We start from the raw sequence: 24,047 nt of genomic DNA on the forward strand, positions 1-24,047 counted from the left end.
GAGGTGGGAATAAAATATGAGTCTGATAGAAATGAAAGAGTATCTGTCAAAACTTCTGGAGAATTTCTCGGTCGTGATCGATCTGGAAATGACGATTTTAAATATCGATCCATTTGAGCGGATTGCCTGGACCGGAGACTTTTTTCAGCCGGAAAGTTACAAGAAAAATGAAGCGATCGATGAAAAATGGAAAAGAAGCTATACAAACCAGGTGATACAATCCGGAAAGACGGTGATCGCGATCGACACGAGCGAATATGTTGCTTCGAACGTACGCCTGCGCAGTTATGAAGGCAGTCAATATTATTCGCTGATCGCTGCACCGGTCTATATTGACGGGAACATGGAGGCTGTGATCGTGCTTGCTTCGTTCACAGAAAACCAGCAAAGAATCCTGATCGAGAAGAAAGAGCAATTGCTTCGCTATATTGAAAACCTTACGGATCTGATTGCCAGCAAGTATAAAGAAAAAGATCTTCTGGAGCGCACGATGTTGACAAAAAACAGACTAAATGCTGTGATCGATACGATGCAGGAGGGGATCATTCTCTATTCAAAGGAGCAGGGGATCCTTCACATCAACAGCTGTGCGAAGACATACCTTCATTATGGTGATGACGAAGTTCAGCCGGTACTTTTGCAGGAGCTGTTAGCTTTGTCAGATCACTTTTCAGAGAAAGACCGGTCACAGATCACAGAGATCCATAAAATGATCGGTGAAGTTCAGTTCTCTCTTCAGGTGCAGATATATCCGATCAATCAGTCTCTGGATAATATTCTGTTTATTTTCAGTCCGTTTTCAAAGATACAAAATGATCTTACTCAGAACACACCGGATGTGGCGATCGAGAGGCAGATCATTTTTTCCAGCTGTAAAATGCGAAAAACGATCGATCAGGCAGAAATCGTTGCAGATAATTCTGTGAGTGTACTGATCACCGGAGAGAGCGGTACAGGAAAAGAATTGATCGCAAGAATGATCCATGCGCATGGAGTACGGAGAAAGCATCCGTTTATTTCGGTCAACTGTGCGGCAATCCCGGATACACTTCTGGAAAGTGAATTGTTTGGCTATGAAGACGGCGCATTTACCGGAGCAAAAAAAGGCGGAAAGATCGGAAAATTTTTGTTGGCAAATCATGGAACTTTATTCCTGGATGAGATTGGAGAAATGCCGCTATACCTTCAGGCAAAGCTCCTCAGGGTTCTGAGTGAACATCAGATCGACCGTGTTGGCGGAGAAGCACCGATCGATGTAGATGTGCGGATCATAGCCGCTACCAATAGAAATCTGGAGGAAATGATTCAAACAAAAGAATTCAGAGCGGATCTGTATTATCGTTTAAATGTTGTGCCGATCCATATTCCTCCGCTCCGGGAAAGAAAAGAAGATATTTTTGTTTTGTGCAAATATTTTATTGAAAAGTACAACAAGATCCTGAACAAGAAAGTGCGGCGGATTTCTGATGAAGCTTTGGCAGTTATGAGAACATATAACTGGCCAGGAAATGTGCGTGAGCTGGAAAATTGCATCGAATATATGATGACGTTTGAAAAGGGTTCCATTCTTTCGGATGATAATATGCCTTCTAAAATGAAAATTCCGGAGGAACGTCATATATTTGCTCCGGGAATCAACATTTATCGTCCACTTCGTGAAAATGTTGAGTTATTGGAATCAGAGATCATTACCCGATTAGGTGCAGAATGTAAGCATCTGCCGCTCCGTGACCAGGTACGTGAGATCTGTAAGATTCTGGATATCAGTCAGGCTTCGTATTATCGGAAAAAGGGAGAATGATATTCATGAAATAAAAGCAGAATGTTCATACACTCAAAAGTGTGTCAGACATTCTGCTTTTTTCATTGCCATAATTCTGTAAAGAGCTGTCGGCGGTAAGACCTTTATTCTTGGGAAAATTTAGAATATGAGATCTTATTTCCCTGCCGCCATCTTCGCAAATTCCGTATTCACAAGATCTTCATACGGAACGCGGGTATCGAGTTCCCCGGCTTCCTCCAGGATATTTTCAAGGAGCTCAAAGCTTTCTTTCTCGAAAATCGTGTTCTCCTTCCAGGTATCCTGTTCTTTGTAGCGATCGACGATGATCGCGATCTTTTCAGGATCAGTCTCCTTAAACTGCGGTCGGATCGTCTCCGCGATCTCCTCAGCGGAGTGGGTGTTCACATAATCGAGACCGCGCTGGATCGCGTTTGTGAATTTCTGGATGAGCTCCGGATGTTTTTCGAGATAGCTCTTTTTTGCGCTGTAGGCGGTGTAGGGAACGTAGCCGGAGTCTTTTCCGAGGGAGGCGACGACATAGCCGTTTCCCTCCTGCTCCAGGGCGGTCGCGAATGGCTCAAACTCGACCGTGTAGTCGGCGCTGTTGTTTGTGAAGGCCGCTGCCGTGAGACCGAAACTGATGCTCTGGTCGATGGAAAGATCGGTTTTCGGGTCGATTCCGTTTTTCTTCAGGATATATTCAAACACCATCTCCGGCATGCCGCCGGCCCGACCGCCGAGGACTTTCTTTCCGACGAGATCTTCCCATTTGAAATCCGCTTCCGGTGTGCGTCCGACCAGAAAGTTTCCGGCGCGCTGGGTGAGCTGGGCGAAGTTTACGGCATAATCCTCATCGCCCTGGATATAAGTATAGATGCTGGCTTCCGAACCCATGAATCCGATGTCGGCATCGCCGGATACCAGAGCCGTCATGACTTTGTCCGCCCCGGCACCGTTCACCAGAGTGAGATCGATGCCTTCGTCCTCAAAATAGCCGAGCTCGATGGCGGCATACTGGGGCGCATAGAAGATGGAGTGGGCGACTTCGTTTAAGGTGACGGGTGTGAGGGAAGAATCCGCAGCATGACCGCAGCCGGAGAGAAGCGCAGCGGCGGTAACTGCGAGAATTGTCGGGATCATGATCTTTTTCATAACAGGAGATGACCTCTCTTTTTAATTCACATATATAGGTAGAGTATGCAGAGAGGGGAACATACGTGAAGAAAGTACGGGAAAATAAAGATTGTTGCAGGCGGCTGCGCATGCTTGGGGAGTGCGTCAAGCACTGGTGGGGTGACGTGGAGCGGTTCTGCAGCGAATCAATATAAGTAAAACCTATAGCAAACATTGAGTACTTCCAATTAGACAGGATTTCCAATTTATGGTAGGATTACCTTGCAACCAGATAGGAAATGTTGGTTGATAAAAACGAAAACTTTTACGGGAATGCATCATAAAAACAGACATCCCGGTCCGAGATAAGAGGAGGAAAATACTATGGCAAAGAAGACAAGAGCAGAGAGACATTTCAAATTTGAGACATTACAGCTTCATGTAGGACAGGAGCAGCCGGATCCGGTGACAGACGCGAGAGCGGTTCCGATCTACCAGACTTCTTCCTATGTATTTAAAAACTGCGAACATGCAGCAGCACGTTTCGGACTTACCGATGCCGGAAACATCTATGGAAGACTGACAAACCCGACCGAGGATGTATTTGAAAAGAGAATCGCAGCACTTGAGGGCGGCGTTGCAGCACTTGCAGTTGCATCCGGTGCAGCGGCAGCAACCTATGTATTTGAAAACCTTGCACATGCAGGCGACCACATCGTTGCAGCAAAGAACATCTACGGAGGAACCTACAACCTCCTCGCACATACACTTCCGGAGTACGGTGTGACAGCAACCTTCGTTGATCCGTTCAACTACGAGGAAGTTGAGAATGCGATCCAGGAGAACACAAAAGCGATCCATGTTGAGACACTCGGAAACCCGAACTCCGATGTTGTCGATATCGAGAAGCTCGCATCCATCGCTCATGCACACAAGATCCCACTCGTAGTGGATAACACATTTGCGACTCCGTACCTTGTAAGACCGATCGAGTACGGCGCAGACATCGTATTCCATTCCGCAACAAAATTCATCGGCGGCCACGGAACCACGATCGGCGGCGTGATCATCGACAGCGGAAACTTTGACTGGGAAGCAAGCGGAAAGTTCCTGTCCTTAGTTGAGCCGAACCCGAGCTACCATGGCGTAAGCTTCGTAAAGGCAGCAGGAAGAGCAGCATTCGTCACAAAGATCCGTGCGATCTTACTTCGTGATACAGGCGCAACGATCTCCCCGTTCCACGCATTCATCTTCTTACAGGGACTTGAGACACTGTCCCTCCGTGTAGAGCGCCATGTACAGAACGCATTAAAAGTCGTTGAGTACTTAAACAACCATCCGCTCGTAGAAAAAGTAAACCATCCGTCCGTATCCGATGATCCGGAGCAGCAGAGACTTTACAAGAAATATTTCCCGAACGGCGGCGGCTCCATCTTTACCTTCGAGATCAAAGGCGGTGCAGAAGCTGCGAAGAAGTTCATTGATAACCTGGAACTCTTCTCCTTACTTGCAAACGTTGCCGATGTAAAATCTCTTGTCATCCATCCGGCATCCACAACCCACTCCCAGTTAAACGATGAGGAGCTTGCAGATCAGGGCATCAAGCAGAACACGATCCGTCTCTCCATCGGTACTGAGAACATCGACGATATCATCGAGGATCTCGACGAGGCATTTAAGACATTACAGGAATAATCCACTGCTTTTACAGAATGGTACGGGACGATGAATGCCTGGCAGGAATCGTCCCGGAGATCATAAGATCCTTGCAAAATACTCCCAATATGATATTCCCCCTCAATAAGTGAACGAAAAACAGCAGCCAGTGCGCAAAAAAAGTGCATGTGGCTGCTGTTTTGCTGTGGCTGTATAACTGCAGGAAAACGCTGGTGGCAGGTTTATGCAAAACATAAGGGGGAACGCAGGAGATATAAGATGAAAAGATGATCTGTGAGTGTATTTCTGATGGGTGAGAGTAGCTGTCTACTGTAACTGATCGAAGAAAAAATAGCTTCGCAGCAGTTATTTCGGAAGGAACTAGCTACGAAGCTTATATCATTTGGTATTATGAGGTGGAAGACCTGACCGATACCGGCACTGCCAATCTTATGATTTGCATGGCCCCTTCACACTGTTTAAGATCTCCTCCGCTGCCAGTCTGTGTTTCTCCTCCAGCTCATGTTTCTGGTCCAGGATCGTCTGGATCGTGATGCCGTCCAGGTAGTCCATGATGACGCGGTTTAAACCTTCCCAGACCGGGAGCGTGTCGCAGGCGGAGCAGCGTTCGCAGGGATTCGGAGTGTGCTCGAGGCAGGAGACCGGGGCGAGACTGCCCTCTGTGGTCTCTAAGATCTCACCGACCGTACATTCCGACGGAGCTTTCGCGAGACGATATCCGCCCTGGTATCCGCGGGTAGTGGAGAGCATTCCGGTCTTATTTAAGAGCGGGACGATCTGCTCCAGATATTTTTTTGAGAGACCCTGGCGGGCGGCGATATCCTTTAAGGAAATAAACCCATCCTCGGTGTGTTCCGCCAGGTCGATGACCATGCGGAGCGCATAACGGCCTTTTGTAGATATTTTCATGATTGCTTCACCAATTTAAACAACAGCCTGGCATGGGAAAAGACAGCCGGGCGTTGAACTTTCTGTAATATTTTATCTCAGTCAGATCAGACTTCCACCTCGTTTAGGTGGCAAACAACGCAAATCGGAACTGGTTCCGATTATACTACAAAAAAGATGGGCGTTCAACTAAGGTTTTGGCTTTTTCTCGTGGTTGCCAGAAAAATACACATGTGATAAAATAAAAAAGAGTTTCCGGCAGAGAACGGAAACCGCCAATAGAGGTCCTTTGGAAAAAGGACCAGATTGCTGCGAAAACAGAATATCAGCGGTGGCCCTGAAAATGAAAAGCCAACAAGTTGGTTGAGATGAAATCAGGATCGCTGCAGAAATAGTGAGTCAGAAAGAAAGGAACCAGAAAAGTTATGAAAAAGCTGGAAGATTATGTTGTAAGCATTCCGGATTTCCCGGAGCCGGGAATTATTTTCCGCGATATCACCTCGATCTTACAGGATCCGGATGGATTTAAGCTGGCGATCGATTCTCTCCTTGCGATGGTGAAGGACGTGGATTTCGATGTGGTTGTCGGCGCGGAGTCCAGAGGATTTATTTTTGGAACACCGGTTGCGTATGAGATGGGAAAATCCTTTGTCCCGGCGAGAAAACCGGGTAAGCTTCCGAGAGAGACGGTTTCTATGGAGTATGCCTTAGAGTACGGCACCGGAACGATCGAGCTTCATAAAGATTCCATCAAACCGGGTCAGAAGGTCGTGATCATCGATGATCTGATCGCAACCGGCGGAACTGTGGAGGCGATCGCAAAGCTCGTGGAAGAACTCGGCGGCGAGGTCGTTAAGATCTGTTTTGTGATGGAGCTTGCGGGATTAAAAGGAAGAGAGAAACTTCAGAAATATGATGTGGATTCCGCGATCATTTACGAGGGTAAGTAATAAGGAAACCAGGTCCATGCAAATGATGGTCGCTGGATGATACACACCTTCGCAGAACGGTTATTTCAACTGCAGAATGGATTTTCGTTGGGATAAATTTACGGTTACTCAGCATCTTAAAGAGATGGGAGTCATGTCTGACTAAGAAAAAAGATTATATGCCGCCAGAGAACGCGACAAAAGCGGGCTGGCGGCATCTGTTTTTCTGTCAGAAGAGCGTATCGGAAGAACTGTTGTATTTATCAGGAAAAGAGGATAAAAATGAGAGAGATCGTATTTAAAATGGAGCGCCCGGGTCTCGTTGAGGTCGGGCAGGAAGTGGATGTCAGCGAGTCGGTCACACCGGTCAATGTCAATTACATGATCGAGCCGGCGGTGGCCATGTCGGGGCTGTTCCGTTTTACGGAGCGTCTGAAGAGCAAAAAGGGCATTGTGAAGGACATCATCCAGAATGACCGCGGATACTATGTGACAGTGGAGTTCGACGAGTAGCGGAATGGTTTGTTTGACTTATGCAGCGGAGCGCTGCGGTTTCCTGTGGAAAAACAGCAAAAGCAGGAAGTAGGCGGCTGACAGGATGAGGATCCGGACGGCAGTGCGGAAAAATTCCGGAAAACCGGACGGGATCGGGAAGTCTTCCGGGAACAGGCGGAAGATCCAGAGCGCGCAGAGCAGGCAGAATACCGGTTTTCCGATCAGGGTCCATGCGTTCCATTCAAACGCAGTGATCCTTCGGAGTGCCAGGATATGGAGCAGAGCGAGGAGAACCTCGCTTGCTAACATCCCCCAGAGACAGGAACGGATCCCGAACACCGGGATCCCGAACCACACGAAAGCGATGCGGACGAGGAGAGAGACCAGGTGATGGAAAAATGTGAGCTTCGTCCTTCCAAGGCCATTTAAAATGCTGCCGGACGAGGTGGCAAGATAGAGAAACGGGCAGAGCCAGGCGAGGATCTGAATGAAAGATCCGGCGTCTTGGCTTTTAAATATCTGCAGCCCCAGAGTTTCGCCGAAGACCGTGAATACCCCGATGCAGAAGATCCCGAGGTAGAGGCTGTAGCGGAAGGACATGGAGATCCCGTCCGCGATGCCGGAGGTGTTTCCGGCAGACTGGTGTCTGGCGGTCGACGGCAGCAGGACCACAGCCAGAGAGTTTACGAGAGCGGAGGGAAAGAGGACAAACGGCATTGCCATGCCGGTGAGAGTCCCATATGTACTGACAGCCTGGGACCTTGTGAGGCCGTAGACAGTGAGCCGCTCCGGGATCATGATCGTCTCGGCACTCTGTAAGAGGTTCAGGATCAGCCGGTTGGCCATGAGCGGGACGGCGAGAGCGAGGAGAGCACTCATGGGAGACAGGAAATCCAGGAGTCCCGGAATATCTGCGGTACTTTGAAATTTATGAGGTTTGTGCGCGGCATGATCGGAGAAATTTGCTGAATTATTTTTATTTCCATGAAATTCATGAAAAAGAAGAAAAAATATCAGGACAAACAAAGCAGATCCGGCCTCTCCGGCCACCAGGCCGAATACCGCGAGCGACACCGTGATCGGAATCTTCTTCTCGATCCAGATGGATGCCAGGAGAAAGACCGTAAAGATCCGGATCATCTGTTCAAAGAGCTGGGCGGCTGCAGGGACAGACACCTTTTCCTTTCCGTAGTAGTAGCCGCAGATACAGGCATGGACGGAAGTGCAGGGGATTGCAAAGGCCATGACGGAGAGCAGCGGGGCGCACCGCGGTTCCATGAGGACAGATCCCGCGAGAAATCCGGAAAAATGTCGGATCATAAGGGCCGCGGAGAGTGACATGGAAAAGGAAAGGAGAAATCCGGAAACAAGCGTCCGCTTCGCATGTTCCGGCTCCGCTGCGATGAAACGGGAGATCGCGGTCTGGATCGAGCCGGCGCACAAGGAGAAAAAGATCCCGTAGACCGGAAAGATCATCTGATAGATTCCGAGACCTTCGGCGCCGATCGTGCGGGAGAGAAAGATCCGGTAGAAAAAGCCGAGGACGCGGGAGAGGAGACCGGCGGCTGTGAGAAGAATTGTTCCGGTGATGAGTGGATGGGGCTTATGGGAAGAAGGCATGGCAGCTCCGAAATGGCAGAAGGATTCGGTTATATATATGTGGGAGCAGGGGAATGATATGAATCCGGTTTATCGCAGACGGATGACTGGTATGAAGACTGAAACCATCACAAATTCTTTAATACTTAGTGATTTACTGTGTATTTCTGAAAAAACATGAGAATACCGGTTGAAATTCCTGAGGGGTTTCGTATATAATGTAAAATATCTGTGGCCTGTCCGCGCTTTTTGCGGCGCTGACTCGCGGGTCATGGCATAAACTAATAGTGTTATCAGGCTTTGAACCTCTTAAAACAGAAAGGCGGAACAATGAAGAAAGTAATTTATCTCGACAACGCGGCTACGACAAAGGTACGTCCGGAAGTCGTGGAAGCCATGCTGCCGTTTTATACAGAATATTACGGAAACCCTTCTGCGGTATATGAGTTTTCCACACCGTGTAAGGAAGCGCTCGCAAAGGCAAGAGAGACGGTCGCAAATTCTCTCGGCGCAAAGGACAATGAGATCTACTTTACAAACGGCGGTTCCGAGTCCGACAACTGGGCTTTGATCGCAACTGCGGAGGCATATGCATCCAAGGGAAAACACATCATCACAACAAAGATCGAACACCACGCGATCCTTCACACCTGTGAATATCTTGAAAAGCGCGGCTACGAGATCACATACCTCCCGGTGGATGAGTACGGCACCGTCTCCATCGACGAGTTAAAGAAGGCGATCCGCCCGGATACGATCCTGATCTCTGTAATGTTCGCAAACAACGAGATCGGAACGATCCAGCCGATTAAAGAGATCGGTGAGATCGCCCATGAAAACGGAATTATCTTCCACACCGACGCAGTTCAGGCATACTGCCATGAACCGATCAATGTGGATGAGTACCATATCGACATGTTAAGCGCCAGCGGACACAAGTTCCACGGCCCGAAGGGAGTCGGCTTCCTCTATATCAGAAAAGGCTTAAAACTCCGCTCCTTCATCCACGGCGGCGCCCAGGAGAGAAAACGCCGCGCCGGAACTGAGAACGTGCCGGGAATCGTGGGTCTCGGAAAAGCTGTTGAGATCGCGATGGCAGAGCTTGAGAATAATAAGAAGAAAGAGACAGAGCTCCGCGATTATCTGATCGGCCGTGTCATGGACGAGATCCCATACACACGTTTAAACGGTCACCGCACAAACCGTCTCTCCAACAATGCGAACTTTGCGTTCCAGTTTATCGAAGGTGAGTCCTTACTCATCATGCTCGATATGGACGGGATCTGCGGTTCCAGCGGATCTGCATGTACATCCGGTTCCCTGGATCCGTCCCATGTGCTGTTAGCCATCGGACTTCCGCACGAGATCGCGCACGGATCCTTACGCCTTACCTTAAGCGAGGAGACAACGAAGGAAGAGATCGACCATACTGTAGACTGCCTTAAGAAGATCGTGGAGAAGCTTCGCGCAATGTCCCCACTCTATGAGGATTTCATTAAGAAGAACAGAAAGTAAGAGGAAAAATAATGTATTCAGAGAAAGTAATGGACCATTTCCAGCACCCGAGAAACATGGGAGAAATTGAGGACGCCAGCGGCGTAGGTACTGTCGGAAACGCAAAATGCGGCGATATCATGAGAATCTATCTCGACATTGATGACGAGACACATATCATCCGTGACTGTAAGTTTAAAACCTTCGGCTGCGGTGCTGCCGTTGCCACAAGCAGCATGGCGACCGAGATGGTAATGGGAAAGACGATCGAGGAAGCGATGGAAGTAACTAATAAGGCAGTTATGGAAGCACTTGACGGACTTCCGCCGGTAAAGGTTCACTGCTCCCTGCTTGCAGAGGAAGCGATCCATGCAGCACTCTGGGATTATGCAGAAAAGCACCATATCGAGATCAAAGGCTTACAGAAGCCGGTGTCCGATATCAGTGAGCATGAAGAGGACGAGGAATATTAATGAAGAAAAAAGTCGTGGTGGGAATGTCAGGAGGCGTGGACTCATCGGTTGCGGCCTGTCTTTTAAAGGAACAGGGCTATGATGTGATCGGTGTCACCATGCAGATCTGGCAGGAAGAGGATTCCTGTACTGTTGAGGAAAACGGCGGATGCTGCGGACTCAGCGCGGTGGAAGACGCGAGACGTGTCGCGTGGACCCTTGGAATTCCCTACTATGTTATGAACTTCCGGAAAGAATTCCAGAAGAATGTCATTGACTATTTTGTTGCGGAGTATCTGCACGGACGGACACCGAATCCGTGCATTGCCTGCAACCGCTATGTAAAATGGGAGGCGCTTTTGGAGCGCAGCCTTGAGATCGGAGCCGATTATATCGCGACCGGTCACTATGCAAGGATCAGCCAGCTTCCGAACGGCCGTTATACGATCCGGAACTCCGTGACGGCGGCGAAGGATCAGACTTACGCGCTCTATAACCTGACCCAGTTCCAGCTTTCCAAAACTTTGATGCCGATCGGTGATTACACGAAGGACGAGGTGCGAAAGATCGCCGAGGACCGTGGACTTGCCGTGGCAAAGAAGAAGGACAGCATGGAGATCTGCTTCGTTCCGGATAATGATTATGCCGGATTTATCGAGCGGGAAGCCGAAAGTGTTCCGGGAAGCGGAAACTTTGTGGATAAAAATGGTGTGATCCTTGGAAAACATAAGGGGATCACTCATTACACGGTCGGTCAGAGAAAGGGCTTAAACCTCGCGATGGGCCATCCGGTGTTTGTCACAGGAATTCGCCCGGAGACGAACGAGGTTGTGATCGGCGAAGGAAATGATGTATTTTCCGACCATCTGGTCTGCAAGGATGTGAACTGGATGGCGATCGACGGACTTCACGGCGGGGAACGGGAAGTTCTCGCGAAGATCCGCTACAGCCACAAGGGATCTCCGTGTATCATCAGGGAACTCCCGGACGGAACCGTGGAATGCCGGTTTAAAGAGCCGCAGCGTGCGATCACGCCGGGACAGGCAGTTGTATTTTATGAAAATGAATGTGTAGTCGGAGGGGGAACGATCCTATGAGCAGGATGAAAAAGGGGAACGGACTCCTCCGATTCCTTATTTCTGCGGTCTTTTTTGCACTGGTGCTTTCCGGCTGCAATGGGACGAGAAAATATGAGGCGGTGGATCTGAGCAGCGAGACTGCGGCAGCGGAGTCAGAAAGCGGATCCGGCGAGGAACAGGGAACGGAAAATTCCGATGAAGCTGATCTTCAGGCACTGGGCAATCCTGCCGGGGAGATGATGAGCGCAGATCAGGCGGCCGAAAGCTCGCAGGATGCGGAATCGGTCTCCGAATCAGAGGAGATGGCTTCGGAGATGTCGGAGGAGGAGAGTGTCGCGGCAGCGAGAGAGTCAGCGGCGGAGGCTTATACAGCCGCGGCGAACGATGACGCGGAGACTGCTCCGGAAGTTCCGTTTAACGGACATACCGTCGCGATCGATGCGGGACACCAGGCGAAAGCCAATACTTCCAAGGAGCCGATTGGCCCGTCCTCTTCGACGATGAAGGCGAAGATGCCGGAAGGCTCAGTTGGAACGGCGAGCGGCGTCCCTGAATATGAGGTCACTCTTGCGGTCGCAAAAAAGCTTGAGACAGAGCTCACAAACCGCGGATACCATGTCGTCATGATCCGGACGAGCAACGATGTGAACATGAGCAGCGCGGAGCGGTCCGTCGCAGCAAATCAGAGCGGCGCGGATATCCTGATCCGGCTTCACGCGGATTCCATGGACAACTCTGGTGTCTATGGGGCATTAGCAACCTGTATGACAGCCCAGAACCCTTACAACGCGTCTCTTCATGACAAGAGCTACAATCTTTCCAAAAAGATCGTGGATACCGTCTGCGGGACGACAGGAACGAAGAATCGAGGCGTCCAGGAGACGGACAGCTCCTCCGATATCAACTGGTGCGAGATCCCGGTCTGTGTGCTCGAGATGGGATTCTTAAGCAATCCTGACGAGGACACATGGCTTCAGGACGATGGCTACCGGGGAAAGATCGCGAGCGGCATCGCGGGAGCGGTGGATGCTTATTTTGCGGAGGGGAATTAAAATAAATTTTTTAAATCCTCTATACAAATCGAAAAAAATATGTATAATAATATATAGTCTGCTTTTTCAAAAAGCAGACAATCCGGAGACGTAGCGAAGCGGCCGTAACGCGGCGCACTCGAAATGCGTTTATCGGTTCATCCCGGTACGAGGGTTCGAATCCCTCCGTCTCCGCTCGAAACCCTTGATTTTTCAGGGGTTTTTCTTATTTACGCGAATAACGGGTCAAAGTCCGCACTTGCGCGAGACCTTGGCGACTGTCGCGATAATAAGGGGAAACTCGCGAAGCGTGTTTTCATTTGTTTAACAGGGAATTTTCTGTTAAGCAAAAGGGCACGATGTGCCAATGAGATGCACTTGTGGAAGAAGAAAATTGGCGCAGGCGATCGCGCTCGGCGTGAGGAAAAGGCCGTCCGGTGAGGACAGCTTTTTATGTATGAAATCGACCGTTTGTCGACCAGATAGGAAAATGTTATGCTTTTCCTGGCAGAACATCTGCCAATGTGTCCGCATCTATGGTTTGGACGGAATTTTGCCACAAAGTCTTAGATGTGTGACAACGAAAACGTAAGAAGTTCTTAATAAAAAAAGAGGGAAATTGTAGTATACTTGGTACGTCTTAAAGAAAAGGGATGTTTATGCCGAAGCTTTGGAGAGACATTGGATGGAGAATGCAGTTTACGATCGATATTCAGATGATAGAAGCCTCAAGGTTATGACTTTTGGCAGGAAAAAAGACGTATGAAAAGAGAAAGGCGGTTTTAGAATGTTTCAGAAAAAATTTCGATATATGACAGCGCTTCTCGCAGCGCTTATGATCACACAGGGCAGTTTTACAGCTTTTGCGGATGAGACTCCGGTTGGACCGGGATACGAGGACCAGAATAAGGCCTCCACGGATACCACGACAAGTGATCCGGCAAGTGCATGGAAAAAGGTCAACGGTGTTTACGTAGACGCGAATGGAAAAAATATGGACGGGGCGCTTCTTCGCGGCATCAGCGTTTCCAAATGGCAGGGCGATATCGACTGGGCGAAGGTTGCAGCGGATGATGTCTCCTTTGCGTATATTCGTATGGGATCCTTTGGATATGAAGGACAGTATACCATGGACGAATATTATGAGAAAAATATGAAAGGGGCTTCCGCAAACGGAGTTCAGGCGGCCCCGTATGTGTTCCTCCAGACCCGGACCGTCGATGAGGCAAAAGCGGCAGCAAAATATACTCTGGAAAAGATGTCCGGATATACGGTAAAATATCCGGTTGCCGTGGATGTGGAATCAAAATATATTCTGGACTATTTATCAGTGCAGGATCTGACAAATGTGGTAAACTCGTTCTGTGACACGATCGCTGCGGCCGGATATACCCCGATCGTTTACAGTGATTACAGCAAGTTTACGAACGAGATGGATACAAACCAGATCAAATATGATCTCTGGCTTGCGAGATATGGCGCGGACGGACAGTATCAGGGCCGTACGATCTGGCAGTGCACAGATAAGGGACGTGTAAACGGGATCAACGGAAATGTCTGCCTGGAATTCGCATATAAAGACTATGCTCCGAAGGCTGCACAGGGAACCGCGATCGACAGCGGTGAATGGAAGCAGGAAGGCGGAAAATGGTATTTCTACTGCGATGGCGGAAGAATGAGCGGCTGGGTAAATCCGGACGGCTACTGGTACTATCTTGATCCTGCAGAGTTAGGTGCGATGGTGACAGGAACGACGAAGAACATTGACGGTGTGGATTATACCTTCAATGCGAGCGGTGTGATGCAGTAAGGGAAAAAAGGTCCTTTCTGACCTGCAGCTTCCGTTTTTGGCGGACAGGCAGTTAGGACAAGGATTCTGCCGGGCAAGAGAAATCTCCCATACATGGGAAAGTACCGCGAGTCCGGCGGAAAGTCTGAGAATAGCGTTCAGCAAAAGGATATAGGATAAAGAATAAAGGAAAAAGAAGAGCAGGAACAAGACTTTTTGAGGAGCCATGTTCCTGTTCTTCTTTTACTCTTCCCAAGGAAGATCCACGATCGTCGGTTCATGGTGAACGGCCGGGAGAAATTTTTCGAGAATATCGGATGTTTTGATCTTCAGGCTGCTGGTGTTGATGCATGGATGGCAGCCGAAAGATTCGTCCTTTAAGACATCGGAGTCGATCAGAAGTTTTACATGACCTTCCGGATCGTTCATAAGTCCCATCACACTGACGGAACCGGGAGTCAGCTTTAAATATTCCTTCATGTGATCATCATCTGCGAAGGAGAGTCGGGCGGAGCCGATCTGCTTTGAGAGGACTTTTGTCTTGAATTTTTTGTGGCCCGGCATCAGAAGAAGATAAAATTTCGTCTTCTGCGCATTGCAGAGAAAGAGATTCTTGCAGATGTGGATCCCGAGGATCTCGTCAACACCGTTGCAGGCATCGATCGTGAATGCGGCTTCGTGGTCGACGCGGGTGTAGGGGATATTCAAGGAGTCGAGAAGATCGTAAGTGCGGATCTCTGTCTCAAGACGTCCGGAACAATCTTTCGGACGGCCTGTCTCGGCGACAGGGGATGGAGTGGAAGCTGGCTGAGCAGTGTCGTGATTGCATGTGTTTTCCATGAGTGTATGTCCTTTCTGTCTGAGTAAAAATGCTGTGTTTCATGATCCTGCCGCCGTGCGCAGGCAGTGGATGCCGGATAAAGTGATGAAACTTATGTAAAATCATGTAGAATAATCCGGGGAAAAAAGCTATACTTTATGTGATATTATAATCAGGTGTGTTGGGAGAATCAAGGGAAATGTCTGCAAAGGGTAAGATTCTGTGAACCTGGGATGTCAATACAGGCATTTCAGGACATAGGGGAAGCCGGATAAAAGATAGAAAAAGAGAATGGAGAAAACAAGAGATGGAAAATAGAGAAAACCGGGATAAGAAGATGAAGAAAATGAGTGAAAAGAGAGAGTGGACAAACGGGACCGGAAGAACAAACCGGAAATCCGGAGAAATGATGAATACCCGGGCACGGAGAGATCAGAATAACGGGAAATCGGGGAAAAACGGAGGAAAACCATGGACTTCCACAGAAAAAACGTTGAAATCCATGGATAAAAAATCAGCCGTGCAGGTTACAGAACATCATGGACATGCAGCGAAAAAGAATTCTCTCTGCCCGCATTTTAAATCCTGCGGCGGGTGTCAGTATCTGGACATGCCGTATGAGAAGCAGCTAGAGCACAAAAAGAAAGAGGTTGCAGACCTTCTCCGCCCGTTCTGCAAGGTCGAGACGATCATCGGCATGGACGATCCGTTCCATTACAGAAATAAGGTTCATGCGGTGATGGCGAGAGACCGGAAAGGCAGGATCATTTCCGGAGTCTACAAAGAGGGAACACACACGGTTCTGCCGGTAGAAACATGTCTGATCGAGAATAAAAAGGCGGATGAGATCATCGCAACAATCCGTGAACTTCTTCCGTCGTTCAAGATGAAGGTATTTGATGAGGACACCGGATATGGCTTCCTCCGCCATGTTCTGGTGCGAACAGCCCATGCGACAGGGGAGATCATGGTGGTCCTGATCACGGCATCGCCGGTATTCCCTTCAAAGAATAACTTTGTGAAAGCGCTGAGAAAAGTCCATCCGGAGATCACGACCGTAGTCCAGAATGTAAACGACCGGAACACCAGCATGGTGCTCGGAGAGAAGGAGCATGTCCTCTACGGACCGGGATTTATCGTGGATGTTCTCTGCGGGGAAAAATTCCGGATCTCCTCAAAATCCTTCTATCAGATCAATCCGGTCCAGACGGAGAAACTCTATAACCTGGCGATCGAGGCAGCAGGCCTTACCGGAAAAGAACTGGTCGTTGACGCCTATTGCGGGATCGGAACGATCGGGATCGTTGCGGCATCAGCGGCAAAAGAAGTGATCGGCGTTGAGTTAAATAAGGACGCTGTCCGGGATGCAGTCACAAACGCGAAGGTAAACGGTGAGAAAAATATCCGTTTTTACAACAACGATGCCGGAAAATTCATGGTCCAGATGGCATCCCAGAATGCCCACGCCGACGTCGTCTTCATGGATCCGCCAAGAAGTGGAAGCACCGAAGAATTCATGGACGCCGTCGCGATCTTAAACCCGGACCGCGTCGTGTATGTCTCCTGCAATCCGGAGACGCTGGCGAGAGATCTGGCGTATTTTAAAAAGAAAGGATATCGGGCGGAGAAGGCCTGGGCGGTGGATCAGTTTCCGATGACCGGGCACTGTGAGACGGTTGTCTTGCTTTCCAAGGGTGAGGTCGACTCGAAAAAGATTCGGGTTGAGTTCTCTTTGGAAGATATGGATATGTCCGAATTTCAGGATGGGGCAACCTACGCCCAGCTCAAGGACTATGTGCTGGAATATAGCGGGTTAAAGGTATCCAACCTGTATATCTCACAAATTAAGCGAAAATGTGGGATTGGGGTTGGTAAGAACTATAATCTGCCGAAGTCCGAGGATTCCAGACAGCCCCAGTGTCCGCCGGAAAAAGAGAAAGCAATCCGAGAAGCATTCAAATATTTTGGGATGATCTAACATCCCGCAGAATGGAGGTTTCTTATGGATAGGTTGATTTCTTGTGAGTTCAACATGGATAATGCCTGTGTAGAGCTGAAATTCTTAGATGGCAGCATGATTGCCATTGATACGATTGCGGTGGAGAATGAGGTTGCCGATAATATGTATCAGCGGTCAGAATTGGACTATCTGATCTACAATGATTCGATTGGATATGCAGACTTGATATTGAACGGTGATCCCGAAACCTATTTGAAAACTGTAACTGAATACAAACCGCTTGATAGCTAACCAACACCTTGCCCGTGGGAGAAATTCTGCGGGCAATTTTTTTTGTATCTTTTCTGTAAACTCTATTGATTTTGATCGTCTAATGCAGTAGACTATATATGAAGTCTAATACTGTAGACAAGGAGGGCGTGAATATGGATTTTCCGAAGATTCACGAAAGTGAGTATAGGTTTTGCTTGATTATGTGGGAACGTGAGCCGGTTACTGCCGTCGAGCTTGTAAAGCTGTGCCAGAATCAACTCGGATGGAAAAGGACTACGACTTATACCGTTATCAAGCGTCTTGGAGAGCGTGGTGTGCTGAAAAACGACAATGGCACTATTACTTCTCTCGTTTCCAAAGATGAAGCTCAGGCGTGTGAGATCGACGAACTGGTTGAGAAGAAATTCGAGGGTTCTCTGCCTGCCTTTATCGCTGCTTTTACAAAGCATCAGGCTATGTCCGAAGATGAGCTTGATGAGATACAGCACATGATTGACCGCATCAGGAAAGGAGGTTCACAATGAACGAACTCTTTTTGAAAATCATCAACATGAGCATATCGGCAAGCGGGCTTGTCTTGGTTGTGCTGATTCTTAGATTCGTTCTGAAGAAAGCTCCCAAATGGGTCAATATTCTGCTTTGGGGCATCGTAGCCATCAGATTGATTTGCCCATTCTCTTTTGAGAGCGCATTGAGCCTGATTCCGAGTGCTGAAACATTTCCTGAAAAAGTAATTTCCGGGCCGAGCTTCGATGTTCAGACCGGCATTACTCCCGTTGATAACCGGATAAATGACTATCTTGGAGATCGGTATTTTGAAGGTGTTACTGTTCCTGCAAACAATGGTAATAATATTATGACCATTCTTACTATTGTCTGGACTATTGGTATTCTGCTTTTAGTCGCCTATACCGTTATCAGCTATTGGCGTTTGCGTCGCAAAGTTGATACTGCCGTTCGCTACAAGGACAACATTTTCCAGAGCGAGAATGTAAAATCTCCGTTTGTGCTTGGCATCATAAAGCCAAGAATCTATCTCCCGTTCAACATGAACGGTCAGGATCTGGAACACGTTGTTGCCCATGAGCAGGCACACATTCATCGTAAAGACCATTGGTGGAAGCCTTTTGGTTTTCTCCTGCTGACTATCCATTGGTTCAATCCTTTGGTGTGGCTGGCTTATGTTCTGCTATGCCGTGATATCGAACTTGCTTGTGATGAAAAGGTCATCAAGGAACTTGGCAACGAACAAAGAGCCGACTATACCCAAGCCCTTGTTGCTTGCAGCGTAAACCGCCGGATGATCGCCGCTTGTCCTCTTGCCTTTGGTGAAGTTGGTGTTAAAGATCGTGTGAAGTCTGTGATGAATTACAAGAAGCCTGCTTTCTGGGGTGTCGTTCTGGCAGTCATTGTTTGCGTGTTTGTTGCGGTTTGCTTCTTAACAAATCCTGTAACAAAGAATAATGGCACGGACGGGACGGTAACCGAATGGTTTGATTATCTTGAGACCCCCGATGAAATGGTATGGGACGGACGACTTGAAATCAATCTTCCGGAGTTTCCGGGTGTAACGTTCCGTTGGTATCCTGAAAAAATGGAGGCTGTAACTGAAGAAGGAATCGTACCTCTATTCCATGGCATGCCTATATGGAACACCTATTTCTGTGATCTAACAGGCGACAGAATCCCTGACCTCTGCTCCACATACACCTTTGGTTCCGGCATCATTGATAGTCGCATAATCATATATGACTATGCAAACGGAGCAAGCTATGAGCTATCTGATCGAGGATATTTCGATTTTACCCTCAGATTTAATGAAGCTGATGGATACCTCTATGTAGATAAAACAAAGTATAATACCGATGAACTGGTAGAAACAGGCCGACTGGTTTTCAAGAATAATAGTATTCAGATTGAAGGTTTTTCCAACGAAGCCCATCAGGTGTTCCGGGCTGAAATTCTGGAAATTCATGATGGCCATTATCTTGTGAAGCCCGTTGAAGGTAGTTGGGAATTGAATAGTGCAGACCGAATTGTGGTACCTATTAGCAATGCTCATCCATCACCAGAACCTGAAATCGGAAATGTAATCGAAATTGAATATTCCGGTGAAATCCTTGAATCCTATCCTGCACAAATTGCAGATGTTTATGGAATCAAGCTTATAAGGAAAGCCGAAACATGGGACTTAATCCCTATGGTTATGGTGAATGGAACATTGTATCTCGATACCGGTCACGAAAGCACAATAGAAGCAAGATGCGGCGTGATGGATGGTGAGATTACATCCCAAGTTGATGGAAGTAAACAGCCCACCGTTGACGATCAGTCCAATTTTGGTACAGGATATGGTTATCAATACGGGGCAACCGAGGGAACCATTGAACTCTTTATGAATGGCAAGTGGTGGATCTTCGCTACCGAAGAAGCACGCCAGGCAATTCTGTTTCCATCTACAGAGAATGAACCTTCAAAGTTTTATCTGACCATTGGTTCTGAAGGTGTTAAGAGCATCAAGCTTTCAATGCCAAATTCCAGTGGCGGCTTTGAAAATGCAGATGGTTCTCTGCTCAAGAAAGGCGAACGCATCTGGCTCGAAAACCTCGATGGCTACACTGATCTGCGAGGATTAACAATAACTGCCCTGGGTGAAAACGGAGAAATCATCTGGACAGCATCAATTCCAGATGAAGAAGAAAACAAAGGATTTACCCATCTGGTAAATGATGATTGGGAAATCACAAATATCGAATAATTAGTTCCCAGCAAATAAACCGCTGCAATTCTCATTCCAAAGTGGGATGGATGTTGTAGCGGTTTTTCTTTTTATGGTTCAAATGCCACCATTGTTTCCTTTGGTAGTTTCTCATTTTCACAGTTCAGAAGATAGGCTACGGCCTTGTTCGCAAAGCGGTTGGTTTTTATCGTATCCCAATCGGCAAGATGGATGATCTCTGCTGTGCTGCTTTCAAAATCAAATGAAATCTTACCCCATTCGCCGTCGCAGTCTGCCTGGTATTCGTAGATTGCGGCGGCGATTTTCTTTTTTCGTCTGGTTTTGGATTTCTGTTTTAGCCGGACTGCATGGATTGCGCCCTCGGCAACCAACAATTCCGTCAGCTTGTCCACTGCTTTTCGGTAAGCTCGTTCTGCACCGCTGGCTGTACTGCCCTCAAACATAACCGCCAGTTCCTCAAAGGTGGGACGCTCTTTCCATGAACCGACACGCCCACAGGTCATGCAGATTGCCAGACGCTTCTCAAGCAGGGTCTGTTCCCGATAGTTCAGCTTCTCAAATGCCCGCTGTACCTTTTCTGCCTGTATACCATTCCATAGGATGTCGGTATAGTTCCAAGTATCATCCAGGGCAACATCTTCGCCTGTTTCTTCTCCGTCCTCGTCCGTCACATAAAATGGCTGCTGGTTACGGATGCCACGGACAACTTTCAGATATTCTTCCGCAAGGGCAAGATCACAGTTGTATTTCTTGGAAAACTCGCTGACCGCATCCTTGGTGTTATGGTACAGCCATGCCATTGACCGCACCATTTTATAATTGGTCAGAGAAGATACCGACCATTTTTCTTCGCCCATACGGAAACGGAGCATAGCATCCCGGATAAACGGATAAATGTAGGTGGCATACTCTGCACCCTTGGCGGGGGCGTAAACAATCAGCTTTTGGAGCATTTGCTCCCGGCAGGAGAGCTTTATATCTATAAATCGGTCTGTGTCGTACAAATCGCCGCCATCCACGCCAAGAAAGCTCTTGATACGCTTATTAAGCTGCGGTTCGTAGTGGTGGAGAAAGAACGAGAAATATATCAAATTCTTCTCCTGTAAGGCAGACAGGATATATTCGTTCAGACTGTCCACCACTGGCGGCTCCGGTTCCAGTTGGAAGATGCGCTCTGCCACATAGGGAATGATGCCGTCACCGTGCGGATTAACTTGGTGTTTTGGTATGTATCCGGTCATGTTCCATGTAAAATCATTCAGCATAGCGCACCTCCCTTCCGATTTAATATAATATTTGCGAACATTCAGAAAACTGAAAGTTGCCGAATTCTTCACAAAAACAATACATCAAGGTATTAGTGGGGATTCTAATAGCAAGAGACATTGAATCGGATGTGATCATCGATACTTATTATCGCAAAACACCTTTTTCTGCGAAATAATCCATTAGGCGATTGTTAAACACTCGCTTGATATCCCTTAATGCCGAAAGAGATGAATAATCAAAGGCATATAACTGCTTTTTCTCATCTTCAGTCATTTCGATCTCTGCAAATTGCTCAGAATACTTGGTTTTTGCCATCTCCAACAGCAAATCCAGAAATGCTGTCTTCTCTGCCATTGTAGGCTCCTCAAATTCGCATACTAAATCAAAGCGTGTTTGAAGTTCAGTAGGAATTGCTTTTTTGTATTCTGCTTCGCTGAGAAGGTTTGAAGTAAAGATAATAACATATCCATCCATGTCATACTCTCTTGCCATGGAATCTGTGAAACGCCCTTCTTCCAACAACTCCAGAAAGAAAGAGAAAACTGGGCGAGTGGTCTTTTCAAATTCATCGCAAAGCAGTACGCCTACTTTGCTCTTTTGGATTTTCTCACTTAATTCTCCGTGATTACAGCCAACATAACCTGCCGGGCTCCCAATCAAACTATTCAACGCATCTTGACTACTGTAGTTCTGGAAATTGATTTTGGCTAAATAACAATCATTTTGAAGCCCGCTTGCAATTAGCCTTGCAACCTCAGTTTTTCCAATACCAATGCGCCAAACAGGAAAATCGAAAGAACTGTCTGTTCCTTTGCTTTGTTTAGAGAAACAAAATTCTTTAGAGCATACCGCAGTCTTTCTTTGAAATAATTATGGCCAATCAAATTATGATTGAATGCATTGATGAAAGCGTCAAAAGCCCCTCCGCTCAAGTCTGTAACTTTTGTAAGTTTAATTTCTTCAGGTTCTTTTTCTCCTAAACCAGATAAATCAGGAAGCAATTTACAGACAGGTTCCTGTCCGTCCAAAAACAGTGGAAAATATTTTAGTAGCACATCAATCTGAGAGGTTTGTGCAATAACCCTGATATTTGGCATAATGCTAAGAAATTGTTCAAGTGCATAAATCAGAGCTTTGTTGTCCTCAATTGCATATGACACGGAAGTCAAATCCAATATAGCCAATTTGGAAGACTTATTGAACTGTTCAAATTCTTTTCGTAATTCACCGCTTGCCCGAGAAAAAGTTGCAATTGGAATGTCATTCGTTTCTGCGTATCGAATGATTATGTCCAAATCCTGCGCATTATTGTATTTATATATCTTTTGCCTGGGATATGGCTTAAACTCATGCGCTTCCTCGGAGCTGGAATTCTCCTCACCATCTTCCTCAAAATAGCATTTATAATCAGAAAACAAAAGAGGCAGTAATTCCATGGCACTTTCTGCAATGGCCACTTCTGCAATTACAACTGTATCCTCCGCCATACTTGTAAAATTTATATATGTCGGCTCTATATTGTTTTTGTTGGTTATCAAAAAATGAACTAAGGCAGATATGTCAATGCAAACTTTAGAACAGGAATCGAGCATATCCTTTGTCTCTCCAAACATAAAGGCAAATACTTCTCTTTCTTCCTGTATTTTCCTCAATTCCTCAAGATTGCGGTAAGTAAACAGGGTATGATCCATGGTTATTTCCTCCTCAATTTACTCAACCAAATACCAAAGCGGTTCCACCAGTGAAGTTTTGGAGCAAGGGTTTCTTCCAGCTTGAATGCCACATCTTGAATTATTGCTAAGGTGTCAACGAAATGATAGTCATCATCACTCTTTTCTGTTTCTGTGTCATGCGATACAGGCTGCGTGTTGCTTTTGATTATTTTGCTGGCAGTTTCATCCTGCTGTTCCTTACGAGCGCCGGCTTCTTGGAAATAGGTGAATGTATTTGAAGTAATAAATTCTTCGCTTACGATGCCTTTATAGATGCCAACGATAGATACATGACCAATAAGTAGATCGTTGATGTTGTACTTGTTCTCAAATTCCGATTGAATCTCCATTGGAATCTTAATGATGATTTCAGATACAGGTTCTTTCATACTTTCATCATATACAAGCCCCTTCAAAATATAGGCATAGTCTTGCAACATTGAACTGACCAGATTATTTACTTCCATACCTTCTACCCGCATACCCTTTAATGCATCACGGCGTAGAATAAGAAATTGCCGCAGACTTTCTTCGTTCAGTAGTTCTAATTTAACGCGATCTACTTTTACAAGATCGCCCTCTACCGAGTTGTCCAATAAAGTCACAGAGGCGCACTGCTCAATGATCCTACGCAAAAGGATAGATTTGGTCGTCTTTACGTCCAAACTTTCCACTACTTTTGACGACGATGTGGAAGTTTCCCTTGCATCTGCTGAAATAGATGCCTTTATTCCATCAAGGAACTGTTTTGTTCCTTGTGCAGAGATGGAAGATGTGAAACCATACTGTTCTTCAAAACTGCTTGATTTGTCGGTTTCAATTTTAGTAAGGATAACATTGTTGATCATCATTGCGATTTCATATACCTTACTGAAATTCAGATAGTAAATATTAAAATCACGTGATTTCTTTTTCTCAGTTGTATCCAAATGAGTTACCTCCTA

The 24,047-nt window shown here is 47.1% G+C and carries 21 protein-coding genes and 1 tRNA gene; 14 read left to right on the plus strand and 8 right to left on the minus strand.

Annotated elements, in window-relative coordinates; translation table 11 throughout:
* Positions 1-16: 16 nt before the first annotated feature.
* Entirely contained in the window at positions 17-1,801 is a 1,785-nt protein-coding gene (locus GPK90_RS12985; RefSeq protein WP_215703174.1) for a sigma-54 interaction domain-containing protein, read from the plus strand.
* 135 nt (positions 1,802-1,936) lie between these two features.
* Here GPK90_RS12985 and GPK90_RS12990 read toward each other — a convergent pair whose 3' ends face one another.
* Complete coding sequence (locus GPK90_RS12990) at positions 1,937-2,935, minus strand: ABC transporter substrate-binding protein (protein WP_215703175.1); 999 nt, start codon at positions 2,933-2,935, stop codon at positions 1,937-1,939.
* A 345-nt stretch (positions 2,936-3,280) separates the two neighbouring features.
* Here GPK90_RS12990 and GPK90_RS12995 point away from each other — a divergent pair, with 345 nt between their 5' ends.
* Positions 3,281-4,591, plus strand: coding sequence for an O-acetylhomoserine aminocarboxypropyltransferase/cysteine synthase family protein (locus GPK90_RS12995; RefSeq protein WP_215703176.1), 1,311 nt, complete (start codon positions 3,281-3,283; stop codon positions 4,589-4,591).
* A gap of 411 nt (positions 4,592-5,002) precedes the next feature.
* Here the strand turns inward: GPK90_RS12995 and GPK90_RS13000 are convergent, their stop codons facing one another.
* On the minus strand, positions 5,003-5,482 hold the full coding sequence (locus GPK90_RS13000; protein WP_118297722.1) for an RrF2 family transcriptional regulator: 480 nt from the start codon (positions 5,480-5,482) through the stop codon (positions 5,003-5,005).
* A gap of 404 nt (positions 5,483-5,886) precedes the next feature.
* Between GPK90_RS13000 and GPK90_RS13005 the strand changes: the two genes are divergently transcribed.
* Together GPK90_RS13005 and GPK90_RS13010 are read left to right on the plus strand one after the other, a co-directional pair.
* Positions 5,887-6,411, plus strand: coding sequence for an adenine phosphoribosyltransferase (locus GPK90_RS13005; protein WP_118297723.1), 525 nt, complete (start codon positions 5,887-5,889; stop codon positions 6,409-6,411).
* Between the two features lie 261 nt (positions 6,412-6,672).
* Positions 6,673-6,903 carry a hypothetical protein gene (locus tag GPK90_RS13010; RefSeq protein ID WP_182426484.1) on the plus strand — a complete coding sequence of 77 codons (231 nt, stop codon included), beginning with the start codon at positions 6,673-6,675 and terminating at the stop codon, positions 6,901-6,903.
* 18 nt (positions 6,904-6,921) lie between these two features.
* Here the strand turns inward: GPK90_RS13010 and GPK90_RS13015 are convergent, their stop codons facing one another.
* Positions 6,922-8,505, minus strand: coding sequence for a putative polysaccharide biosynthesis protein (locus GPK90_RS13015; RefSeq protein WP_215703177.1), 1,584 nt, complete (start codon positions 8,503-8,505; stop codon positions 6,922-6,924).
* 309 nt (positions 8,506-8,814) lie between these two features.
* Between GPK90_RS13015 and nifS the strand changes: the two genes are divergently transcribed.
* The 6 genes from nifS to GPK90_RS13045 all read left to right on the plus strand — a co-directional run bounded on the left by nifS (position 8,815) and on the right by GPK90_RS13045 (position 14,350).
* Positions 8,815-9,999: a cysteine desulfurase NifS gene (gene nifS / locus GPK90_RS13020; protein ID WP_118322114.1), complete on the plus strand. Its 1,185-nt coding sequence runs from the start codon at positions 8,815-8,817 to the stop codon at positions 9,997-9,999.
* Positions 10,000-10,010: 11 nt separating this feature from the next.
* Entirely contained in the window at positions 10,011-10,451 is a 441-nt protein-coding gene (gene nifU, locus GPK90_RS13025; protein ID WP_021904779.1) for a Fe-S cluster assembly scaffold protein NifU, read from the plus strand.
* Entirely contained in the window at positions 10,451-11,527 is a 1,077-nt protein-coding gene (mnmA, locus tag GPK90_RS13030) for a tRNA 2-thiouridine(34) synthase MnmA (protein ID WP_118605064.1), read from the plus strand. Before nifU ends, mnmA begins: the two co-directional genes overlap by 1 nt.
* Entirely contained in the window at positions 11,524-12,561 is a 1,038-nt protein-coding gene (locus GPK90_RS13035) for an N-acetylmuramoyl-L-alanine amidase family protein (RefSeq protein WP_252197460.1), read from the plus strand. Before mnmA ends, GPK90_RS13035 begins: the two co-directional genes overlap by 4 nt.
* An 84-nt stretch (positions 12,562-12,645) precedes the next feature.
* Positions 12,646-12,735, plus strand: a tRNA-Ser gene (locus GPK90_RS13040).
* 592 nt (positions 12,736-13,327) lie between these two features.
* Positions 13,328-14,350, plus strand: coding sequence for a GH25 family lysozyme (locus GPK90_RS13045; protein WP_118529539.1), 1,023 nt, complete (start codon positions 13,328-13,330; stop codon positions 14,348-14,350).
* Between the two features lie 222 nt (positions 14,351-14,572).
* On the opposite strand, the gene GPK90_RS13050 is transcribed toward GPK90_RS13045, so the two are convergent.
* Positions 14,573-15,169: a prolyl-tRNA synthetase associated domain-containing protein gene (locus GPK90_RS13050; RefSeq protein WP_118529540.1), complete on the minus strand. Its 597-nt coding sequence runs from the start codon at positions 15,167-15,169 to the stop codon at positions 14,573-14,575.
* A 287-nt stretch (positions 15,170-15,456) separates the two neighbouring features.
* On the opposite strand from GPK90_RS13050, the gene rlmD reads away from it, so the two are divergent.
* The 4 genes from rlmD to GPK90_RS13070 all read left to right on the plus strand — a co-directional run bounded on the left by rlmD (position 15,457) and on the right by GPK90_RS13070 (position 20,140).
* Positions 15,457-17,127 (plus strand): 23S rRNA (uracil(1939)-C(5))-methyltransferase RlmD, encoded by a 1,671-nt coding sequence (gene rlmD, locus GPK90_RS13055; protein ID WP_252197461.1) that lies wholly within the window; start codon positions 15,457-15,459, stop codon positions 17,125-17,127.
* 24 nt (positions 17,128-17,151) lie between these two features.
* Positions 17,152-17,400, plus strand: coding sequence for a DUF6061 family protein (locus GPK90_RS13060; protein ID WP_118605076.1), 249 nt, complete (start codon positions 17,152-17,154; stop codon positions 17,398-17,400).
* A gap of 134 nt (positions 17,401-17,534) precedes the next feature.
* A complete protein-coding gene (locus GPK90_RS13065; RefSeq protein ID WP_154237887.1) occupies positions 17,535-17,906 on the plus strand; it encodes a BlaI/MecI/CopY family transcriptional regulator in 372 nt (123 codons plus the stop codon).
* Positions 17,903-20,140 carry a M56 family metallopeptidase gene (locus GPK90_RS13070; protein ID WP_154237886.1) on the plus strand — a complete coding sequence of 746 codons (2,238 nt, stop codon included), beginning with the start codon at positions 17,903-17,905 and terminating at the stop codon, positions 20,138-20,140. The genes GPK90_RS13065 and GPK90_RS13070 overlap by 4 nt, the downstream gene beginning before the upstream one ends.
* A gap of 71 nt (positions 20,141-20,211) precedes the next feature.
* Here the strand turns inward: GPK90_RS13070 and GPK90_RS13075 are convergent, their stop codons facing one another.
* The 4 genes from GPK90_RS13075 to GPK90_RS13090 all read right to left on the minus strand — a co-directional run bounded on the left by GPK90_RS13075 (position 20,212) and on the right by GPK90_RS13090 (position 24,032).
* Complete coding sequence (locus GPK90_RS13075) at positions 20,212-21,387, minus strand: hypothetical protein (RefSeq protein ID WP_154237885.1); 1,176 nt, start codon at positions 21,385-21,387, stop codon at positions 20,212-20,214.
* Between the two features lie 148 nt (positions 21,388-21,535).
* Positions 21,536-22,165 (minus strand): AAA family ATPase, encoded by a 630-nt coding sequence (locus GPK90_RS13080; RefSeq protein ID WP_215703202.1) that lies wholly within the window; start codon positions 22,163-22,165, stop codon positions 21,536-21,538.
* Positions 22,132-23,082, minus strand: coding sequence for a hypothetical protein (locus GPK90_RS13085; RefSeq protein ID WP_215703179.1), 951 nt, complete (start codon positions 23,080-23,082; stop codon positions 22,132-22,134). The genes GPK90_RS13080 and GPK90_RS13085 overlap by 34 nt, the downstream gene beginning before the upstream one ends.
* Before the next feature lie 2 nt (positions 23,083-23,084).
* On the minus strand, positions 23,085-24,032 hold the full coding sequence (locus tag GPK90_RS13090) for a hypothetical protein (protein WP_154237883.1): 948 nt from the start codon (positions 24,030-24,032) through the stop codon (positions 23,085-23,087).
* Between the last annotated feature and the right edge of the window lie 15 nt (positions 24,033-24,047).

Source organism: Clostridium sp. MCC344, assembly GCF_018785365.1.
Classification (GTDB): domain Bacteria; phylum Bacillota; class Clostridia; order Lachnospirales; family Lachnospiraceae; genus Pilosibacter.